This window comes from Ruegeria sp. BHSB056 (assembly GCF_059613305.1).
The window spans coordinates 1-21,416 of record NZ_JBXWSG010000070.1 but is presented as its reverse complement, the minus strand read 5'-3'; the positions used below and the strand labels follow the sequence as shown (position 1 = coordinate 21,416).

At 58.6% G+C, this 21,416-nt stretch carries 18 protein-coding genes; 6 read left to right on the top strand and 12 right to left on the bottom strand.

Annotated features, from left to right (window positions below; all coding sequences use genetic code 11):
* Positions 1–104 precede the first annotated feature (104 nt).
* Both argE and AC2FND_RS15225 read right to left on the bottom strand, forming a co-directional pair.
* A complete protein-coding gene (gene argE / locus AC2FND_RS15230; RefSeq protein WP_496770644.1) occupies positions 105–1,271 on the bottom strand; it encodes an acetylornithine deacetylase in 1,167 nt (388 codons plus the stop codon).
* 4 nt (positions 1,272–1,275) lie between these two features.
* Positions 1,276–3,096 (bottom strand): ABC transporter ATP-binding protein, encoded by a 1,821-nt coding sequence (locus tag AC2FND_RS15225; RefSeq protein ID WP_496770642.1) that lies wholly within the window; start codon positions 3,094–3,096, stop codon positions 1,276–1,278.
* A gap of 285 nt (positions 3,097–3,381) precedes the next feature.
* Here AC2FND_RS15225 and AC2FND_RS15220 point away from each other — a divergent pair, with 285 nt between their 5' ends.
* The 3 genes from AC2FND_RS15220 (at position 3,382) to AC2FND_RS15210 (ending at position 7,162) form a co-directional block, all read left to right on the top strand.
* Positions 3,382–5,088, top strand: a complete 1,707-nt coding sequence (locus AC2FND_RS15220; protein WP_209597727.1) for a peptide ABC transporter substrate-binding protein — start codon at positions 3,382–3,384, stop codon at positions 5,086–5,088.
* 93 nt (positions 5,089–5,181) lie between these two features.
* Positions 5,182–6,189, top strand: a complete 1,008-nt coding sequence (locus AC2FND_RS15215; protein WP_209504480.1) for an ABC transporter permease — start codon at positions 5,182–5,184, stop codon at positions 6,187–6,189.
* Positions 6,182–7,162 (top strand): ABC transporter permease, encoded by a 981-nt coding sequence (locus AC2FND_RS15210; protein ID WP_267366742.1) that lies wholly within the window; start codon positions 6,182–6,184, stop codon positions 7,160–7,162. The genes AC2FND_RS15215 and AC2FND_RS15210 overlap by 8 nt, the downstream gene beginning before the upstream one ends.
* Positions 7,163–7,169: 7 nt before the next feature.
* Here the strand turns inward: AC2FND_RS15210 and AC2FND_RS15205 are convergent, their stop codons facing one another.
* The 6 genes from AC2FND_RS15205 to AC2FND_RS15180 form a co-directional block, all read right to left on the bottom strand.
* The gene (locus AC2FND_RS15205) at positions 7,170–8,306 is read right to left on the bottom strand and encodes an MFS transporter (protein WP_496770640.1); all 1,137 of its coding nucleotides are present in this window, start codon (positions 8,304–8,306) and stop codon (positions 7,170–7,172) included.
* Between the two features lie 68 nt (positions 8,307–8,374).
* Positions 8,375–9,652, bottom strand: coding sequence for a DUF3422 family protein (locus AC2FND_RS15200; RefSeq protein ID WP_496770638.1), 1,278 nt, complete (start codon positions 9,650–9,652; stop codon positions 8,375–8,377).
* A 109-nt stretch (positions 9,653–9,761) separates the two neighbouring features.
* A complete protein-coding gene (locus AC2FND_RS15195; protein ID WP_209504483.1) occupies positions 9,762–10,118 on the bottom strand; it encodes a VOC family protein in 357 nt (118 codons plus the stop codon).
* A gap of 155 nt (positions 10,119–10,273) precedes the next feature.
* Positions 10,274–11,728, bottom strand: coding sequence for an NAD(P)(+) transhydrogenase (Re/Si-specific) subunit beta (locus AC2FND_RS15190; RefSeq protein ID WP_209504484.1), 1,455 nt, complete (start codon positions 11,726–11,728; stop codon positions 10,274–10,276).
* Between the two features lie 13 nt (positions 11,729–11,741).
* Positions 11,742–13,313 (bottom strand): Re/Si-specific NAD(P)(+) transhydrogenase subunit alpha, encoded by a 1,572-nt coding sequence (locus tag AC2FND_RS15185; protein ID WP_496770636.1) that lies wholly within the window; start codon positions 13,311–13,313, stop codon positions 11,742–11,744.
* 129 nt (positions 13,314–13,442) lie between these two features.
* On the bottom strand, positions 13,443–13,892 hold the full coding sequence (locus AC2FND_RS15180; protein ID WP_496770634.1) for a methyltransferase family protein: 450 nt from the start codon (positions 13,890–13,892) through the stop codon (positions 13,443–13,445).
* Positions 13,893–14,064: 172 nt separating this feature from the next.
* On the opposite strand from AC2FND_RS15180, the gene kynU reads away from it, so the two are divergent.
* Positions 14,065–15,258: a kynureninase gene (gene kynU, locus AC2FND_RS15175; RefSeq protein ID WP_496770632.1), complete on the top strand. Its 1,194-nt coding sequence runs from the start codon at positions 14,065–14,067 to the stop codon at positions 15,256–15,258.
* Here the strand turns inward: kynU and AC2FND_RS15170 are convergent.
* Positions 15,251–15,829, bottom strand: a complete 579-nt coding sequence (locus tag AC2FND_RS15170; RefSeq protein ID WP_496770631.1) for a TetR/AcrR family transcriptional regulator — start codon at positions 15,827–15,829, stop codon at positions 15,251–15,253. The two genes, kynU and AC2FND_RS15170, sit on opposite strands and share 8 nt — an antisense overlap.
* A gap of 98 nt (positions 15,830–15,927) precedes the next feature.
* Here AC2FND_RS15170 and AC2FND_RS15165 point away from each other — a divergent pair, with 98 nt between their 5' ends.
* Positions 15,928–16,392, top strand: a complete 465-nt coding sequence (locus AC2FND_RS15165; RefSeq protein ID WP_496770630.1) for a (2Fe-2S)-binding protein — start codon at positions 15,928–15,930, stop codon at positions 16,390–16,392.
* Between the two features lie 3 nt (positions 16,393–16,395).
* Positions 16,396–18,636 carry a xanthine dehydrogenase family protein molybdopterin-binding subunit gene (locus tag AC2FND_RS15160; protein WP_496770628.1) on the top strand — a complete coding sequence of 747 codons (2,241 nt, stop codon included), beginning with the start codon at positions 16,396–16,398 and terminating at the stop codon, positions 18,634–18,636.
* A gap of 59 nt (positions 18,637–18,695) precedes the next feature.
* On the opposite strand, the gene AC2FND_RS15155 is transcribed toward AC2FND_RS15160, so the two are convergent.
* The 3 genes from AC2FND_RS15155 to AC2FND_RS15145 form a co-directional block, all read right to left on the bottom strand.
* The gene (locus tag AC2FND_RS15155; RefSeq protein WP_480476009.1) at positions 18,696–19,475 is read right to left on the bottom strand and encodes a gamma-glutamyl-gamma-aminobutyrate hydrolase family protein; all 780 of its coding nucleotides are present in this window, start codon (positions 19,473–19,475) and stop codon (positions 18,696–18,698) included.
* 223 nt (positions 19,476–19,698) lie between these two features.
* Positions 19,699–20,124, bottom strand: coding sequence for a GlcG/HbpS family heme-binding protein (locus tag AC2FND_RS15150; RefSeq protein WP_496770626.1), 426 nt, complete (start codon positions 20,122–20,124; stop codon positions 19,699–19,701).
* 57 nt (positions 20,125–20,181) lie between these two features.
* Positions 20,182–21,416 (bottom strand): malate synthase G (locus tag AC2FND_RS15145; protein ID WP_496770624.1); only part of this gene is annotated, 1,235 nt, incomplete at its 5' end.

Genomic DNA, 21,416 nt, shown 5'->3' with positions numbered 1-21,416 from the left:
GGTGGCGGCGCCATTCGGTGATCTCGCCATGCATTTCCGCAAGTCTGTTTTTTACGGGCATCTCAAGACCTCCCTTTCAACCGCTGGCACCGTATTACACCGGGCTAGGCGCATAGTTTTTCAACCAATCGCTGCATGAATTTATGACCGGCTTCGAATTGTTCAATCGTAACGAACTCATTCGGCTGATGTGCCTGCGCTATGTCTCCGGGTCCACATATCACGGCAGAATACCCGGCCTCCTGAAACTGGCCTGCCTCGGTCCCGTAACTGACCACATGGCTTGCGTTGTCTCCGGTCAGGGCGCGTACCAGTGCTTCGGCTTCACCATCCTCTTCCGGGATCAACCCCGGAATCGCGAAGTTTTCAGTCAGTTCGATGCGGGTATCCGGGTGAACGGCCTGCATCTGAGCCTCAATGTGCCGAACCTGTTCGAAATAGGCATCTCGCCATTGGGCCTGCGTTTCGTCGGGCACGGTCCGAAAATCCATCATGAACCGGCAGTCTTTGGCAGTAATGTTATGGGCCGTTCCGCCTTCAATCATACCGACATGGCAGGTTGTCCAGGGTGGATCGAATACGGCAGCAACCGCGCTGGGTTGCGCCGCCATGTTCCGCGCGTTCTGCTGGTTGGCCCAGTCGATCAATGGGGCCGCTGCCATGATGGCGTTGACGCCTGTGTGCATGATCGAGCTGTGAACTTCGAACCCGGCGATATGGGTGTCAAAGCCGAAACCGCCCTTGTGACCCGTTACCGCCTGCATCATCGACGGCTCACCCACGATCACCGCCGAGCCTTTGGGCATAATGTCCTGCATTGCCTCGATCATCGGCGGCGCTCCGGTACACCCGACTTCCTCATCAAAACTCAGCGCAAGTTGGAGCGGTCGCCTCACATTTGCGTAATGCGCCTCGACCAGCGTCCAGATGGCAAGCGCATCAAATCCCTTCATGTCACAGGTGCCGCGCCCGAAATATTTGCCGTCCTTCTGGGTCACGGTGAAGGGGTCGGTGTCCCAGGGTTGCCCGTCAACCGGTACTACATCCGTGTGCCCGGACAGCACAACTGAGCCTTCTTCCAAAGGGCCGACATGCGCAAAGATCGCCGCCTTATGCGGCTGATTCGGATCAGGCCAGCGGTGCGACGTGATCCCATGGCTTTGCAGGTATTCGTCCACCCAGTCGACCAACGGCAGGTTGGTGTCACGACTCACGGTTGGAAATGAGATCAGCTTGGTCATGATCTCAAGCGGCGTCAGGCGCTTGCCCATCGGGTCAGTACCCACTGTCTGTGGTCAGGATAAAGTGACCCGGTTCAACCTCGTGATATTGAGAGGGTTCCGGTTTGAAATCGACAGGGTGGATCGGTGACGGGATCGGTTTGAAGTTCAGGTCTTTTTCCGTCTTTCGCTTGTTCGGGTCAGCAATTGGAACTGCCTTCATCAACGCCTGCGTATAGGGGTGTTGTGGGTTTTCAAACACACGCGCACGCGGGCCCAGTTCCACGATGCGACCCAGATACATAACGCCGACATAGTGGCTGACACGTTCAACCACGGCCATGTCATGGCTGATGAACAGATAAGACAGTCCCAAATCGGATTGCAGTTCCATCATCAAGTTCAGAACCTGTGCCTGAACCGACACGTCGAGGGCCGAGACCGCCTCATCCGCGATGATCAGTTTGGGGTTCAGGGCCAGTGCGCGGGCAATCGCGATCCGCTGACGCTGCCCCCCGGACATTTCATGCGGGAAACGACGCATGAAGCTGCGCGGCAGCTGCACCTTGTCGAACAATTGTGCGACGCGGTCCTGCAACTCGGATCCCGACGCCACGCCATAGTTGCGCATCGGCTCGGCAACCTGATCGACCAATTGCATCTGTGGGTTCAGCGAGGCGAACGGGTCCTGAAAGATCATCTGCATATCCAGCCGCGCCTTGCGCAGGCCGGACGGGTCCAGCTTCATGATATCGACACCGTCCAGATTGACCTCACCCGCCATCGGCTCGACCAGCCGCAGGATCGAACGGCCGGCCGAGGACTTGCCGCACCCGGATTCGCCCACAAGGCTGAGCGTTTGACCTTTGTTCAGTGTGAATGACACATCCTCGACCGCATGAACGTTCGATATCGTGCGCCGCAGAAGACCACCTTTGACCGGAAACCGCGTGGTCAGGTTCTTTACCGTCAGCAAAACCTCTTCAGTTCCGTGTATGGGCGCAATTTTCTGCCCCTCGACACCCAGCAACTTCATCGGTTCGGGTGCCGACTTGCCCTGCATTTCACCCAGCTTCGGTACTGCGGCCAAAAGGGCCTTGGTGTAATCATGCTGCGGGTTTTCAAAGATTTCCTTGACGGTCCCCTCTTCGACCTTGTTGCCACGGAACATCACCACCACGCGGTCAGCCATCTGGGCAACCACAGCCATGTCGTGGGTGATGAACATCACCGCAGTTCCGGTTTCCCGCTTCAGGCGGTCCATCAGGGCCAGGATCTCGGCCTGAATGGTCACGTCCAGCGCTGTGGTGGGTTCATCGGCGATCAGCAGGCGGGGTTCGCAGGCCATGGCCATCGCGATGACGACACGCTGGCGCATCCCGCCCGACAACTCGTGCGGGTATTGTTTCAGACGACGCTCGGGCTCGGGGATGCGAACCTGGTGCAGCAATTCAAGCGCCCGGTCCTCGGCCTGCGCCTTCGACATCTGCTTGTGGATGCGCAGACCTTCGGTCAACTGGCGGCCAACGGTAAAAACCGGATTAAGCGCCGTCATCGGCTCCTGAAAAATCATCCCGATCTCGTTGCCGCGAATCTGTTTCATCAGATCCGGATCGGCTTTGGACAGGTCCATCTCGCTCCCGTCGCGGCGGTCAAACAGAAGTTCACCACCAGCGATTTCGCCGCCTCCGAACTCGACCAGCCGCATCAGCGACAGCGACGACACCGACTTCCCCGAGCCCGATTCGCCAACGATACAAACGGTTTCACCCGGTTTGACCTCGAACGAGACATCCTCAACACCAACAACGGGGCCATCCTTCGTCTGAAACTCCACCCGCAGTTTTTTTATCTGTGCAATAGGCTGATCCAGCACGCGCGCGCTCCCTTGACGACGGTATTCTTTTTCTGAATTCCGAACGCTAAGGCGGGCCGCCGGGAAAAGTCAAACCCATTACACATTTTCGCGACGGCACTACTTGCATTTTTCTCAGGTTCTGTTTCGATACGCCATGTAACCGACCTGGGGAGGCGGCGCAGACCGAAATCGTTAGCGCTATTATCTTTGTTGATCAGAACCTTACCTTGGGGCGGCAACGCCAAACCCGCAGGCCTTGCGGAGATAATCGAGACACGAACGTGTCCAACTTGGGAGTAACTTATGAAAATCAAAACCCTTTTGCTTGGTGCGATTGCAAGCACGGCGATGGCCCCTGCAGCCTTTGCCGAGCGTGGATCGGACGGCAATGTCAGCATCATTTACTGGCAGGCTCCGTCGATCCTGAACCCGTTCCTGTCCGGCGGTACGAAAGACGTGGAATCAGCCTCGCTGGTGATCGAGCCTCTTGCCCGCTACGACCAGGACGGCAACATGGTGCCATATCTGGCCTCAGAGATTCCAACTGTTGAAAACGGTGGCGTCAGCGAGGACCTTACATCGATCACATGGAAGATCGCGCCGGGAATCACCTGGTCAGACGGCTCGGCGTTTACGTCGGCGGATGTGGTCTTTACCGCGAATTACTGCATGGACCCCGAAGGCGGCTGTGCGCAAGTCACCAAGTTTGAAGGCGTCACCAGTGTCGAGGCTGTGGATGACTTGACCGTCAAGGTCACCTTCGACAAACCAACCCCCTTCCCTTACGGCCCGTTTGTAGGTGGCGAAAGCCCGATCATTCAGGCTGCTCAGTTCGCGGATTGTATGGGCGCGAAAGCCCCCGAATGCACCGAGCAGAACTTTAACCCCATCGGCACCGGCCCGTTTGTTGTCACCGAGTTCAAGCCGAATGACGTGATCACGTTTAAGGCAAACGACAACTATCGCGACCCGGCGAAACCTGCCTTTGCGACAGTCACCTTCAAAGGTGGCGGCGATGCAACGGCGGCTGGTCGTGCGGTCATGGAAACCGGCGAGTTTGACTATGCCTGGAACCTTCAGCTGGCGCCCGAAGTGATCGCGCAGATGCAAGAAGGCGGCAAAGGTACTCCGGTCGCGGGCTTCGGTCCTCTGGTCGAACGTATCATGCTGAACCAGACCAACCCGTCGCCCGACCTGCCAGAAGGTGAGCGGTCGACCGCAACGCATCCGCACCCGTTCCTTCAGGACCCGGCCGTTTACAAAGCCATGTCCATGGCGATCGACCGCCCGCTACTGGTTGAGATCGGCTATGGTCAGGCAGGTAAAGTGACCTGTAACTGGGTTCCGGCCCCGGCTGCGTTCAACTCGACCTCGATGACCTGTGACACGCAGGATATCGCTGGTGCCAACGCCCTGCTGGACGAAGCAGGTATCGTTGACACCAATGGCGACGGCGTCCGTGAAAAAGACGGTGTTCCGCTGAAAGTTGTCTATCAGACCTCGACCAACGCCGTCCGTCAGGACTTCCAGGCGCTGATCAAGGAATGGTGGAGCCAGATCGGTATCGAAACCGAACTGCGCAACATCAACGCGTCGGTCTTCTTCGGTGGTGACCCGGGCTCGCCGGACACCTTCCAGAAGTTCTATGCCGACGTTGAAATGTACGCCAACACCTTTAACGGCACCGACCCTCAGTCCTATCTGGGCAACGGTCTGTGCGACAAGGCACCTCGTCCCGACACACAGTGGCAGGGTGAAAACATCAGCCGCTTCTGCAACGAAGAGTTCGATAAGCTGCACGCACAGCTGGCCGAAACTGCTGGTCTGGAACAGCGCGCCGAGATCGCGAAACAGCTGAACGACATCATGGTTGAAAACGGCGGTATGATCCCGCTGGTGCACCGTGGTCGCCTTTCGGCACACGCAAACACCCTGGGTGGCGTTGTCCTGAACGTTTGGGACAGCGAGCTGTGGAACATTGCGGACTGGTACCGCAAGACCGGTTCCTAAGCACTGACCTTGCAAAACCGCGCCCCGATCTTCGGGGCGCGGTCATTTGCAGGCCACTCAAACAAGAAGACGCATCAACAAAGGCGCCTTTGAATGCTCAACTTTACAATCAGACGACTGGTGTTGGCGGTGCCCACACTGCTGTTCATCAGCCTCGTCATTTTCCTGCTGCTCGAGCTTGCCCCTGGCGACCCGATGGCACAGGTTCCACTCACCGTTCCCCCGGAAGTCAAAGAGAAGATGCGCGAGGCGCTTGGCCTCGGCCAACCGATGCATATCCGATTCTGGAAATGGATTGTGCAGTTCTTCTGGATAGAACCACAGGTATTGGTCGACTCTGTATTCGGTACAACCTTCTCCGAAGGCGACCTGCGCGTGATTTCATGGCAGACCCGCTCGCCGGTCATGGACATCGTCGTTCAGCGTATCCCGCAGACCTTGTGGGTTGTCGGCACCGCCTATGTGGTCGCCATCCTGATCGCGCTGCCCATCGGCATCTACTCGGCTTACCGCCAATATTCCTGGTTCGACCAGATGGGTACCTTCGTCTCGATGGTCGGCTTCTCGGTCCCGCCGTTTTTCTCGGGCGTGCTGGTGATCGTGATCTTTTCAGTCCAGCTGGGATGGTTCCCGTCGATCTATGACACAACGCTGGTGGTCAACAGCTGGGACAGCTTTGTTGTACAGCTCAAACAGATGATCATGCCGGTCATGGTTCTGGCCTTGCAGATCACCGCACAACTCAGCCGGTTCATGCGCGCGTCCATGCTGGATAACCTCAATCAGGATTACGTTCGCACCGCCCGCGCCAAGGGTCTCAGCGAATATACCGTGGTCATGGTTCACGTCCTGCGAAACTCGATGATCCCGGTGGTCACCGTGATCGCGCTGGGTATTCCGTCCATCTTTGGTGGCGCCATCATCACCGAGCAGGTGTTCAAGGTGAACGGAATCGGGCAGTTGCTGATCGGCGCGATTCAGGCCAATGATCTGCCGATGGTGCAAACCCTGACCTTTATTTTCGCCGTACTGATCGTGCTGTTCAACCTGATCGCTGACGTACTTTATGGCATTCTGGACCCGAGGATTCGATATGACTGATCATGATCGTACCGATACGCTGGTCCCGGACGAAGGACTTGCACCAGCTTCAACCGCCTTGCCGACAGCCGACGTGATGGAAGAACTGGCCACCCCTCCCCGCAGCCAATGGCGCGATGTTTGGGATCAGTTCAAGACCCACAAAGGCGCAATGGTCGGGGCGATCCTGTTTATCATCATCGTTGCCGGTGTCTATCTGGGCCCGTATCTGTGGAGCATTGATCCAACCCAGATCGATATCCGGTCGCGCAATCAGGGGCCCAGTTGGGCGCATCCCTTTGGCACCGACCAATTGGGTCGCGACATTCTTGCGCGCATGATGTCGGGTGGTCAAACCTCAGTCTCGGTTGGCATAACCGCGATGTTGCTGGCGCTGTTTCTGGGATCGTTCATCGGTGTTCTGGCCGGGTTCTTCAGACGGCTCGATGGGCCGCTGATGCGTCTGACAGACCTGTTCCTGGCCCTGCCCCTGCTGCCCTTGCTGCTGGTCATGATGCTTCTGTTCCGCGAGCCCCTGTCAGCGGCTTTTGGGCTGGAGCGCGGGATTTTCATCCTGATCGTCTGCGCCATCGGCATCACCTCATGGATGCCGACTGCACGGATCGTGCGCGGTGACGTGCTGGCCATCAAGGAACGTGAATTCGTTTTGGCCGCACGCTCCATCGGCACCAGCAACAGTCAGATCATCACGCGGCATATTCTGCCGAACGTTCTGTCACCAATCATGGTGTCGGCAACACTGGGGATTGCCACGGCGATCATCACCGAAAGCGCGCTGTCCTTCCTTGGGTTGGGCTTCCCGCCCGACTTCCCGACATGGGGCCGCCTGTTGTTTGATGGTGTCGACTATCTTCAGCAATACCCCGAGCGTGTATTCTGGCCCGGTCTGGCAATCTCGCTGACAGTGCTGAGCGTCAACTATCTGGGCGATGGTCTGCGCGACGCGCTGGATCCCCGCATTCGCGGACGCTGAAAAAAGTTCAGTCGGCGCGCTTCAGCGCGCCGGCCAACAGCACGATCAGAACGGCCAATGGCAACAGCACGGCAAACGCCAGACGCAGGCCGAACAGTTCCGCCAAAAATCCGATCAGCGGCGGCCCAATCAACAGCCCGCCATATCCCAGCGTAGCTACACTCGCGATGGCTTGCCCCGGCGGCACATGCGGATCGCTGGCTGCACGGCTGAACGCCAGCGGCATGATCACCGCATACCCTATACCCATCAGCGCAAACCCCGCCAATGCGGGCAAGGGCACGACCGAAGAAACCACAACGAAAACGCCCAGTGCCGCGCAGATCCCGCCAAACCGGGCCGTGGCGGCAGGACCAAACCAAGTGATGACAACAGCACCTGCAAGTCGAAACGCAACCATCGCCACGGAAAACACGGCATAGCCCAATGCGGCAACACTTTCGGGCGCACCGGACACGTCTCGCAGGAAAATCGCGCTCCAGTCTGCGACGGCGCCTTCACCCAATGCACCACACATGGCGGCGAATCCGACCAGTATCAGCGCGCCCGAGGGCAAAGCAAAAACCGAGCTTTGCGGCCGATCGGACCGTTTCGACGTCCAGCGCACCCACGACAAGGCCAGCGCGAAGGCGACAACCGCGCCACCCGCCACTAGGAAGTGCACCAGAACCGTCAGCCCCATCTGAACAGCCACATATCCGCTGAGCGCGCCAAGACCGGCCCCAAGGCTCCACATGGCGTGGAATGATGACATTACGGGTTTGTCATAAGCCTGCTCGACTTCGGCGGCCCAGGCATTCATTGCCACATCCATCGATCCGTGGAACGCGCCGAAAACAAACAAACAAAACGCCAGCACCCAAAACCCGCCAGCCACAGCAAGCAGAACCAGCGACAGCGTGTACAGAACGGCCACAATCCGGGTAATCGCAACAGCGCCATACCGATCCGTCAACCGCCCTGTGACCGGAAAGGAACAGACGGCCCCGGCCGCCATGAACAACAACCCGTACCCCAACGCGTCATGAGACAAGTCCAACCGGTCGCGCACGGCCGGAATGCGCGAGGCCCAGATGCCAAACAAGGCCCCGTTCAGGATGAACATGGCCGCAACTGCCCGCCATGCCGAGAAAACACCAATCAACAGAGAACCTCGTGCTGTCTGCCCGCCCCACCCGTTCTACAGGTTGGGCGCAAATTGGCAATTGCAGCTTACCCCAGGCGTTTGCGGATGCGCCGAACGGCGAACCATACGCCCGCCACTACCGGGATCGTCGCCGCCGCCGTCAGCGTTCCCTTGCTTATACCGGTGGCCGTCAACGGATACAGAAGATAGCCAACCAGTGAGACCGCATAATAACTGATGGCCACCACAGAAAGCCCCTCGACCGTGTGTTGCAAGCGCAAGGCAAGATCGGCCCGACGATCCATGCTTTCCAACAGGGCCTGATTTTGTGCACTCCGCTCGACGTCCACCCTAGTGCGCAACAACTCACCCGCACGGATGGCCCGGTCAGACAGCGCCTGCAGGCGGCGTTCTGTTGATTTCACGGTACGGATCGCAGGATCATAACGGCGCATCATGAAATCGGCAAAGCTTTGACCACCTTCGAACCTTTCCTCGCGCAGGACGTCGATCCGTTGATTCACCAGCGCCTCGTAAGCGCCGGTTGCCCCAAACCGGAACGAACTGCGGGCCGAAATGGTCTCGAGCTCGGTCGATGTGGCCAGCAATTGAGGCAACAGTGCATCTGGTGGTGTGGTGTCATCTGTCATTTCAACCATCAGCTTCGCCAGCTGGGCGTCCAGTTCCTCGATCCGGGGGGCCAATTGTTTGACGCGGGCAAAGCCAAGCATCGACATCGCCTTGTATGTCTCGATCTCGCACAGCCGCTGGATAATACGCCCTGTGCGGCGCGTGCCCGTGCCTTCGGTCACGAACAGGGCAAAACGCATGTGACCAGCCGGGTCGATACGGAAATCGCTAGCGCAAATTGCCGAAGCATCCAACACCCGAGACACGGCAAGACTTTCAGGTTCGAACCAATCAGCCAGAGCGACCTTTACAGCCGCATCTTCCGGGCGCGGTACCACCCGCATCAGCAACGAAGTGATCCTCTGGCCCGGGCTGGCCATCAGCCAATCCGGGGGAAAAACCTCGAAATCGGCGGGGTTGAAAGGGCGGCCGCTAACGTTGGGCACAATCGCCGTATACGTGACAAACTCTGTGTGCTGCTCCCATTTCAACCAATGGCGTCCGATCTGCCCGGCATAATGCGTGGCCCCCGGCTGCGGATGTTGCGCCCCATGTCGGTCAAGCAGATCAATCAGGTGGACGATATCCTGACTGCGGTCCCGAGCGACGGCTGCTTCCGGCTTCTTGATCGCAAGAAAGGCGACCGTGCACGGCGTATCGGCAGCCGGAAACGGGCGGGCGTGAAGTTCATTGGCCAGCGCATAGCGCAGCGGGTGATCATCGATTGGCGTCATTCCGAGGCTCCGATAGCGGTGTCCGCACTATACGTCACAACTCGGATACATCAATTCTTATTTTATTTCATATACTTACACGAATACAAAGGTATACAAACCGACTATCTCATTGATTTGGCTGCCACAGCTCGATCGGATTACCTTCCGGATCGTGAAGCCGCGCGAACTTTCCGATCTCACTGTCCCAGTCGGGGCGGGTCTCAACAGCGATTCCGGCAGCTTCAAGCTGCTGTATCATCGCGCCCAGATCGTCGACCCGAAAATTGATCATCCATTGCTGATCCGGGTTTCCGAAATACTCAGTGTCTTTCGCGAACGGCGCAAACACCGTATACCCTTCGCGCTGCTTCCAGGGCACCGGATCATAGTGGTTTACGCCCAGATGTTCTTCGTACCAGCGGCTTAATGCCTCGGGATCACTGGCCCGAAAAAATACGCCCCCTATACCGTTCACTTTCTCCATGCTTCGCTCCAACAATACGCATGTCTATTATACCACAACCCGCCCGCTTCATCTGGCCATAAATATCCTGGGGGTTTGGGGGCAAAGCCCCCAATAGTACAAGTAAAGAAAAGGGCGCCCAAAGGCGCCCTTTGCAATTGGATCAGACCGGTGGATCAATCGATCATCGGCAGCAGCTTGTCCAGCGATGCTTTGGCGTCGCCATAGAACATGCGGGTATTTTCCTTAAAGAACAGCGGGTTTTCGATACCCGAATACCCTGTACCCTGACCGCGTTTGGACACGAAGACCTGCTTGGCCTTCCAGCATTCCAGAACCGGCATACCGGCAATCGGGCTGTTGGGATCTTCCTGCGCCGCAGGGTTCACGATGTCATTCGAGCCGATGACGATGGCCACATCCGTATCCGGGAAGTCGTCATTGATCTCGTCCATTTCCAGAACAATATCATAGGGCACCTTCGCCTCGGCCAGCAGCACGTTCATATGGCCCGGCAAACGGCCCGCGACCGGGTGGATCGCAAAACGCACCTCTTTACCCTTGGCGCGCAGCTTACGGACCAGTTCACTGACCGATTGCTGTGCCTGCGCCACCGCCATACCATAACCGGGAATGATGATAACGCTGTCGGCATCGTTCAGGGCTGCAGCAACGCCATCCGCCTCGATGGCCACCTGCTCGCCCTCGACGGCCATCTGTTCACCCTGCGGGCCACCAAAGCCGCCCAGAATCACGCTGACAAAGTGACGGTTCATCGCCTTGCACATGATGTAGGACAGGATTGCACCGCTTGAGCCCACCAGCGCACCGACCACGATCAGCAAGTCATTGCCCAGCGAGAAACCAATAGCCGCCGCGGCCCAGCCCGAATAACTGTTCAGCATCGACACAACCACCGGCATGTCCGCGCCACCGATGCCCATGATCAGGTGATAACCGATGAACAGCGCGGCCAGGGTCATCAGGATCAGCGGCAGCAGCCCACCGGACGAGGTATACCAGATCAAGCAGATCAGCGAGAGACCCGCCGCCGCTGCGTTCAGCGCATGACCACCGGGCAGCTTTGTCGCCGCCGAGGTCACTTTGCCCGCCAACTTGCCATAGGCCACGACCGAACCGGTAAAGGTGATCGCACCGATAAAGATGCCCAGGAACAGTTCTACATGAAGGATCGCCAGCTCGGCCGGCGTCTTCTTGGCGATCAGTTTGGCAAAGGTGCCCAGATCATGCAGATCCGCCTCTTTCGCCGTATCCGCAATCGCCAGGACCTGCGCCACGTTGCCGATCTCAAAATGCGCATTGAAACCCACAAACACCGCGGCCAGACCGACCAGCGAATGCATCGCGGCCACAAGTTGCGGCATCTCGGTCATCTGGACGCGCTGCGCCACGTATTGACCGATCAGACCGCCGCCAATGATCAGCAGGATCGACAAAAGCCACAGGCCAGAACCGGGGCCAACCAGCGTGGCAAAGACCGCCAACGCCATACCGACGATGCCGTACCAGACCGCGCGCTTGGCGCTTTCCTGGTTCGACAACCCGCCAAGGGAAAGGATGAATAAAACAGCCGCAACAACGTAGGCGGCAGTGGTGAAGCCAAATTCCATGTGCCCGGCCTCCTTAAGATTTCTGGAACATGGCGAGCATGCGCCGGGTTACGAGGAAGCCGCCGAAGATGTTGATCCCGGCCATGAAAACGGACAGTGCCGCCAGCAGAATGACCAGGAACGACCCCGATCCGATCTGCATCAAAGCCCCGACGATGATGATCGACGAGATCGCGTTGGTGATCGCCATCAGCGGTGTGTGCAGGCTGTGCGAGACATTCCAGATCACCTGGAAGCCCACGAAAATGGCCAGCACGAAGACGATGAAATGCTGCATGAAGCTGGCCGGGGCAACCAGCCCCACCAGCAGCATCAGCGCGCCACCAACACCCAACAATGTAAACTGCTGCTTGGTCTGCGCCTTGAAGGCCGCAATCTCCTGCGCCTTTTTCTCTTCCGGGGTCAGTTCCTTGACCTCGGGCTTCTTCTGCGCCGCAATCGCCTGAATCTTGGGCGGTGGTGGCGGGAAAGTGATTTCACCTTCATGCGTCACGGTCGCACCGCGGATCACATCGTCTTCCATGTTGTGATTGATCTGGCCGTCCTTTTCAGGCGTCAGATCAGTCATCATGTGACGGATGTTGGTCGCGTACAGAGACGACGACTGCGCCGCCATCCGGCTGGGGAAGTCGGTATAACCGATGATGGTCACGCCGTTGGGCGTCACGACCTTTTCGTCCGGCACGGTACCTTCGACGTTCCCGCCGCGCTCGGCCGCAAGGTCAACGATGACCGAGCCCGGCTTCATCGCCTTGACCATATCCTCCAGCCACAGCTTGGGCGCCGGACGGTTGGGGATCAGGGCCGTCGTGATGACGATGTCCATCTCAGGTGCAAGCTCGCGGAACTTGGCCAGCTGGGCATTGCGGAATTCTTCCGACTGGACCGAGGCATAACCACCGGTCGCCGCGCCGTCCTGCTGCTCTTCTTCGAAGTCCAGATAGACGAACTCCGCCCCCATCGATTCGACCTGTTCGGCCACTTCCGGGCGTACGTCAAACGCATAGGTGATGGCCCCCAGCGACGTGGACGTCCCGATTGCGGCCAAACCGGCCACACCGGCCCCAACGATCAGAACCTTGGCAGGAGGAACTTTACCGGCGGCGGTCACCTGACCGGTGAAGAAACGGCCAAAGTTGTTGCCTGCCTCAATCACGGCGCGATAGCCCGCGATATTTGCCATCGACGACAGCGCATCCATCTTCTGCGCGCGCGAAATGCGTGGCACCATCTCCATGGCGATCACGGTGGCGCCCTTGGATTTGGCCAGCTCCATTCCTTCTTCGTTGCCCGCAGGATTGAAGAACGAAATCAGGGTCTTGCCCTTGGTCAATCGTTTCAGTTCGGCCTCGGTCGGGATACGAACCTTGGCAACGATATCCGCGGCCTTCCACAGCGACGCTGCGGTCTTGACCACCTCAACGCCTACGGCCTCGTATGCGGCATCCGAAAAACCGGCAGCCGTGCCCGCGCCTTTCTCGATCAGGCACTCATAGCCCAGTTTCTGCAATTGCACGGCCGAGTCGGGCGTCATTGCAACCCGGTTCTCACCGTCCAGTATTTCCTTTGGCGTGCCTATCTTCACTGGCAGTCCCCCTAATTCTTACTCTGTCCGAGCGGGTGGTCGGTATTCTTTGTTAAGCAAAGATGTATCCTGCGCAACATTATTTCGCAAGCGCAGCATTTTTTACGTGACATCACAAGATCAGCCACTTTAGATCCAACGCCGCGTCTTGCGTTCGTAGCGTGCGAAATCCGTGCGGAATTGTCGGCGCAGGCGGTCTTCTTCCGGCAAGATGAACCGGCGTTCCAGCACCCAGACGAAGACCGGAACCAACACCAGTGACAACACGGCGTCAAACCGCAGGATCAAACCCGCAAGAATCAGAACGTCACCGACGTAGATCGGGTTTCGACTGCGTTTGTAGATGCCCGTTTGCACCATCGCGGTCGGCGTCTCATGGGGAATGACGGTTGTCTTGTGGCGGCGAAACTCGACAATGGCCAGAACGGCCATCAGAACGCCGCCGCCGATCAGAACTCCGCTCAGAAGGTCGGTCAGGCCGCTCTCAAGTGACAGGCCCAGCGCCATGTATCTGGCCTGCGCCCATGCCAGCGCCGCAAAAGCGATCAACCAAACTGGCGGTACATCTATCCAGCGCATTCTAAGCCCTCATGAGCGACGACAATGTCGGGTATATGTCGCTTCTGACCGACGTCCTACCGTTTTTCGACCGGATTGGCAAAAGACCAGTATGTCGCATCGATAGACAGACATGTCAGGATCGGCTACCCCGAATGCAACAAAAGACGACCACACAAGTGAGTGAGCCTTCATGACCGATTTTGCAGCAACCAAAGCCATGTTCGACCTACCCGAGGGCGTGATTTATCTGGATGGCAACTCCTTGGGTCCGCTGCCTAAAATGGCTGCCTCTCGTGTGCAGAACATGCTGACCGACGAATGGGGGCAAATGCTGATCACCGGCTGGAACAAGGCCGGTTGGATGGGCCTTCCCACGGGGCTTGGAGATCGAATTGGCCGCCTGATCGGAGCCGAGCCAGACAGCGTCGTGACCGGCGATACCCTGTCGATCAAGGTTTATCAGGCCGTGTCCTCTGCCCTTGAACTGAACCCGACCCGCAAGGTTGTGCTTTCCGACAATGGGAACTTTCCGTCAGACCTGTACATGGTCGATGGCCTGCTGCGGTCTCTTGGGGGCGCATACGAACTGCGCGTCGTCGATCCGCAGGACGTCGCAGATGCAATCACAGAAGAGGTTGCTGTCCTGATGCTGACCGAAGTGGATTACCGCACGGGCCGAATGCACGACATGAAGGCGCTGACCGAACTGGCCCACGCCAACGGTGTCGTGACGGTTTGGGATCTGGCGCATTCCGCAGGTGCCATCCCCGTTGACCTTGCAGGGTGCAATGCCGATTTCGCAGTCGGATGTACCTATAAATACCTCAATGGCGGCCCTGGTGCGCCCGCGTTCATTTATGTTGCGCCCCGACTTGCAGATAGTGTGCGCCCGGCCCTGTCTGGCTGGCTGGGGCACGAAGCGCCCTTTGCCTTTGACCTGGACTATCGGCCCGGAAGCGGGATTGAGCGTATGCGCGTGGGAACACCTCCCATTATCCAAATGACCGCGCTGTCGGCGGCCATGGATATCTGGGATATGGCCGATATGGCGGATGTGCGCGCCAAGTCCATTGAATTGACCGAGCTTTTCATCCGTCGGGTCGAGGCGACCTGCCCAGACTTGCAGCTGGACAGTCCGCGCGCGCCCGAGCAGCGTGGCAGTCAGGTTTCATTCCGCTTCAAGGAAGGCTACGCCGCGATGCAAGCGCTGATCGCGCGTGGTGTCGTCGGAGATTTCCGCGCACCTGACACAATGCGGTTTGGTTTCACACCGCTGTATGTCGATGAAAGCGATGTCGAGCGTGCAGTCGATATTCTGGCGGATGTCATGCAGAACAAGCTTTGGGACACGCCCGAGTACAAAACCCGACAGCGCGTTACCTGATTTCCAGCCCAGCCCCGATCAGGGCTGCCAGCTGGTTGGTGCGCCTTTCAAATTCCTCGGCGTCTGACGCGGTCAGCTTGACCCCCTTCAGCGTGACCGTAAGTGTTTTCGCCGTCTCTTCAGGGGTGTCGAACAAACGAACGCGGCCAGCACCCTGCTCTCGCCCCAGCCATTCGGCATAAAGCGCGGCAAGTTCCCCTTCGCCCCGCTCGACAATATCAATGGCCATGGATTTGGTCGTGTCCAGCATCTCAAGCCCATGCGGCGACGCCAAAATCGCAGCCATGCCCTCGGTCTGGGCGTGGATCGCCTTTCTGGCAATGTCCGAAACTGAGCCTTCGCTGTTCAGCGCCTCGGCCACCGCTGCGGTCTTTTCCTCGTAATGCCGTTCGGTCAGCTTGCGAACGATCGCTTCCTTGTTCCTGTAATACAGGTAGACCGCTGGCCGCGACATCCCCGCACCGCGCGCAATGTCATCCATCGAGGTCTTGCGGAACCCGTATGCGGAAAAAGCCTGAAAAGCAGATGCAAGGATCGCTTTCTGCCGGGATTCGTCACTCGTATCTTTCATACGCAGATCTCTGACATTTTTTGTTTAATTTGTCAATTGACAAACTGACACTTTGCACCCATTATGTCAGAACCTACCACAGATACAAAAGGTGCGCCATGGCGACGGCCCTAAAGATTAACGGAACTCCCCACCAGATCGACCTGCCGGATGATGTTCCCCTGCTTTGGGTTCTGAGGGATGAGGTTGGCCTGACCGGAACCAAGTTCGGCTGTGGTGTCGCCGCTTGCGGGGCCTGTACGGTTCACATCGATGGCGAGGCGGTACGCTCGTGCCAGGTGGCGCTGTCGGATGTCTGGGGCGAGGTGACCACAATCGAAGGTGTCGGCACGCCAGAAGCTCTGGCTACGATCCAGCAGTCCTGGGCTGATCATCAGGTGGCGCAATGTGGCTATTGCCAGTCGGGCCAGATCATGCAGGCCGCTGCCTTGCTTGCGGAAAACCCCGCACCCACGGACGCAGAGATCGATGAGGCGATGCAAGGAAACCTGTGCCGCTGTGGCACCTACCCCCGCATCAAGGCCGCGATCCACGACGCAGCATCCAAGTTGAAGGAGGCGTAAGAGATGGCTTCTGTTGGCAAAATTATCCGCCGCACATTCCTGATCGGCTCGGCCGCGATTGTCGGCGGCGTCGCCTTTGGCGCATATTATGTCACCCGCCCTGCCCCCAACCCGCTGAAACCGAAAGAGGGTGAAGCGGCCCTGAACCCCTTCGTGCTGATCGATCAAAATGGCATCACCCTGTTCGCGCCCCGTGCCGAGATGGGACAGGGCGTGAAAACCACGTGGGCCGCGCTGATCGCCGAAGAACTGGACGTCGATCTGGATCAGATCACCGTTCTGCACGGTCCAGCAGCAGCCGCCTATTACAACTCAGCCATGATGGGCGAGGGACTGCCAAACAAGGGCTATGACATCTCGGACTTCCAGCACAACTTAGGTGAAGCACTGGGGGTTCTTGGCAAGGCCCTTAGCCTGCAAGTCACAGGCGGCTCAACCTCGATGAAGGACGGGTTCGAGAGGATGCGGCAAGCTGGCGCCTCGGCCCGTGAAACGCTGAAACGCGCCGCCGCTGATCGGCTGGGGGTCGCACCCTCGGACTTGAAAACAGCGTCAGGCCATGTCATCGCCCCGAACGGTGACAAGATCGCTTATACCGATCTTGCAGTGGAAGCGGCCGGACTGGAACCCGTCGAGGTACCTTTGCGAGACCCGTCCGAATGGCGTTATCTGGGCCGGACACAACCGCGACTGGACATGATGGGCAAAGTGACAGGCACTGCCGAGTTTGGCATCGATGTTCGCCTGCCCGGTATGAAATTTGCTGCCGTGCGCATGAACCCCAAACTGGGTGGCGCGATGAACAGCTTTGACGACAGTGCTGCAATCTCCATGCCCGGGGTCGAGAAGGTTGTTGATTTGGGCACAGGTGTTGCCGTGATCGCGAACAACACATGGCTGGCCAACCAGGCGGTCGAGGCTGTTGAGATCGACTGGGGCGATGCGCCATATCCACCTGATACGGACGGCATTTTCTCAATGATTGCCGAGGCGTTTGACGACGCGCCGAACTCGACTATGCGCGACGATGGCGATGTCAGCATGACGCCGGATGGCGCGACCGAGATCACTGCCGAATACCAAGTGCCCTATCTGGCGCACGCCACGATGGAGCCGATGAATGCCACCGCGCTCTATACCGGAGATGCTCTGGAGCTGTGGTGCGGCAATCAGGCCCCGACGCTGATCCGGTTTCGCGCAGCAAACACTGCAAATCTGGACACTGAGGCTGTTCAGATTCACACCACCTATCTGGGGGGTGGGTTTGGCCGCCGGGGCGAACTGGATTTCGGGGAAATCGCCACCAAGGTCGCCATGGCCATGCCTGGCACACCGGTCCAGACAACCTGGAGCCGCGAAGAAGACATGCGTCACGACTACTTCCGCCCTGGCGCCATCGCCCGGATGCGCGGCGCTGTTCAGGACGGCAAGGCCGTTCTTATTGACGGCAAAGTTGCGGCGCAGTCCTGCACGCAACAGGCGGTCGAGCGTTACACCGGCTTCCCCGGAGGCGGACCCGACAAAGTGCTGGTCGAAGGGTTCTTCAACCAGCCTTACGCCGTGCCAAACTACCGGATGAGCGGCCACGTCGCTGATCTGGCTGTCCCGGTGGGCTTCTGGCGTTCGGTCGGCAACAGCCACAACGGCTTTTTCCACGAGACCTTCATGGACGAATTGGCCCATGCCGCAGGGCGCGACCCGCTGGACTTCCGGCTAGATTTGATGAGAACCGAACACGCCCCTTCTGCCGGATGCCTGGAGGCGGTCAGGGAGATGTCCAACTGGACCGGAAAAACACCTGACGGCGTAGGCCGTGGCGTGGCCTTCACCTACAGCTTTGGCACGCCGGTGGCTCAGGTTATCGAAGTGGTCGACCAAGACGGTGCCATCCGTATCAGCAAGGCCTGGATCGCCTGCGACATGGGGCTGGCACTGGACCCGGAAAACGTCAAGGCGCAGATGTTTGGCGGCATGATGTATGGCCTGTCGGCCGCATGTTTCGGCGAGATTACCTTCGCCGACGGGGAAGTCGAGCAGTTCAATTTCCCCGACTATGACGCCCTTCGTATGCATACTGCGCCACAAGTCGAGGTGCGCGTTCTGGAGACCAATCGCCATATGGGAGGCGCTGGTGAGCCCGGCACGCCCCCCTCGATGCCCGCACTGGGCAACGCTCTGTTTGACTTAACCGGAAAACGTGCGCGCAGCCTGCCGCTGGTCAATCAGTTCAACCTACTGGTCTGATTGCCATTCACCTTCCCCTGCACCGGTCCGTCGCGCGCCCGCACGGTCCGGTGCCCAAGTCAGGCTGATTTCTGAACTGCCTGACAGGCAATCCCCGCCGCCCATCCCCGCACAGCCATGCCGAAGGCTTCGAACAAGGGGCGTGAAACCGGGTCGTTGATCGCATCCCATTCGGGATGCCATTGTACGGACAGCGTGAAACCGGGCGCGTCCTTGATGTAGATCGCCTCGGGCGTTCCATCCGGCGCATGCCCATCGATCACCACACGTTGTCCGATGCACTTGATCCCCTGCCCGTGCAGCGTGTTTGTCATGACCTCCTGCGCACCAAACAAGTCGTGGAACACACCGTTTTCGGTCAGTTTCACTACGTGGCGCAGTGCAAATTTTTCCTCAAGTGTACCATCAGGCGGCATCCGGTGGTTCATCCGCCCCGGCAGATCGCGAATTTCCGGATAGAGTGTTCCGCCCATGGCCACGTTGACCTCTTGAAATCCGCGGCATATGCCCAGAAACGGCTGACCCCGTTCCACACAGGCCCGAACCAGCGGCAGGGTGATCGCGTCACGCGCGCGGTCAAACTCTCCATGCGCCTCGGTTGCAGGTTCACCATATTCTTCGGGATGCACATTGGGACGACCGCCGGTCAGAAGAAAGCCGTCGCAAACCTCCAGCAACTCCTCAACCGACACATAACGGGGATCGGCGGGGATCAGCAGCGGCAAACATCCCGATACGTTCGCCACAGCGTCAGAATTCATCGTCCCCCCTGCATGGGTCGGGTATTGATCGTTCATGAGGTATGAGTTGCCGATAATACCAACAACGGGTCGAGACATTCCGCTTTCCTTGTTATTCATCCCCTTGGAAAGGAAGCTAACCGCAGCTTCACAGTCGTGCAAGAATACACCTCCTGCGTGACAGCGCAGGGACGTGTTCAGGGGTGCACAAATTTTCTCCCGACGACCAATCAAGTCTCGGCACGCTTTCCCCGCCCCAAACTTCAAGTCGGGAACATGCACCAAGTCATTGCCTTGACGGAGCTGCTCTCAATGGTCGGACTTAAATCTCGCCGTCCAACCCGGCGGCCTCAATTCCCACCATCGCAACGGCAGCATCGTTTTCTGACGTGTCGCCGGTCACCCCTACGGCACCGATCACGTCCCCTTTTCGACCCCGCAGCAAGACCCCGCCCGGAACTGGTACGACCTGCCCGCCATACACTCCGTTTACCGCCGCCATGAAGTAGGCTTGCGCCTCGGCCCGCTGCATCTGCGCCGTGCCCGCCATACCCAGCATGACAGAGCCATATGCCTTGCCATGCGCAATCGCAAAGCGGCCCGGTGCTGCATCATCCTCGCGCTCGAACGCGATGACGTGGCCGCCTGCATCCAGAACAACCACTGAAAGTGGCTTCAGCTCCATCTCGCGGCCTTTCTCAAGTGCTTTGCGGATAATGGTGCGGGCTTTGCGAAGGGAAACTTCCATGTGCATTCCTGTGTCTGCATGTCGAAAGAAGAAAGGGGGCAGATCGCCCCCTTTGTATTACGCGGTGACTGCCTTCAGTTCCAGACGGCGCGCGTGCAGGACCGGCTCGGTGTAGCCCGAGGGCTGCACACGGCCTTTGAACACTAGGTCACAAGCCGCCTGAAAAGCAATTCCGTTAAAGCCCGGTGCCATCGGGACATAACCCGGATCACTTGCATTCTGGCGATCCACGACAGCCGCCATCTTCTGCATCGCAGCCATCACCTGTGCCTCGTCGACAATGCCGTGATGCAACCAGTTGGCCAGCGCCTGAGACGATATCCGGCAGGTCGCACGGTCTTCCATCAACCCGATGTCGTTGATGTCGGGAACTTTGGAACATCCTACGCCCTGATCGACCCAACGCACGACATAACCCAGAATGCCTTGTGCATTATTCTCGACCTCGCGCGAGATTTCCGCGTCACCTAGATTGCGCCCCCCCAGCAAGGGAATGGTCAGCAAATCGTCAAGCGTTCCTCGGGCACCCGCCGCTGCAATCTCGTCCTGACGGGCCAGTACGTTGACCTTGTGGTAATGTGTGGCGTGCAAAGTCGCGGCGGTCGGCGACGGCACCCAGGCGCAGGTGGCGCCGGATTGCGGATGGCCAATCTTTTGCTCCAGCATGTCGCCCATCCGGTCCGGCATCGCCCACATGCCTTTGCCGATCTGCGCCTTGCCTTTCAGGCCGCAGGCCAAACCGATATCGACATTTCGATCTTCATAAGACGCAATCCAGGGCGTGTTCTTGATGTCGCCCTTGGGCAGCATCGGCCCGGCCTCCATCGAGGTGTGAATTTCATCGCCGGTGCGATCCAGGAAACCGGTATTGATGAAGGCGACGCGCGATTTTGCGGCCCGAATGCATTCTTTCAGGTTCACCGACGTGCGGCGCTCCTCATCCATGATGCCCAGCTTTACGGTGTTGCGCGGCAAGCCCAGAATGTCTTCGACCATGTCGAAAATCTCGACCGCAAACGCAACCTCTTCCGGCCCGTGCATCTTTGGCTTCACAACATAAACCGACCCTTCGACCGAGTTACCCCCATCCCGTTGCAGGTCATGCATTGCGATCACAGTGGTGCAGAGCGCGTCCATCAACCCTTCGCCAATCTCGCGCCCTTCGGCGTCCAGAACGGCCGGGTTCGTCATCAGGTGGCCGACATTCCGCACCAGCATCAGCGAACGACCCTTCAAGGTCGCCTGCTCACCTGTCGGTGTGGTGAAGGTCAGATCCTCTGCCAGCTTGCGGG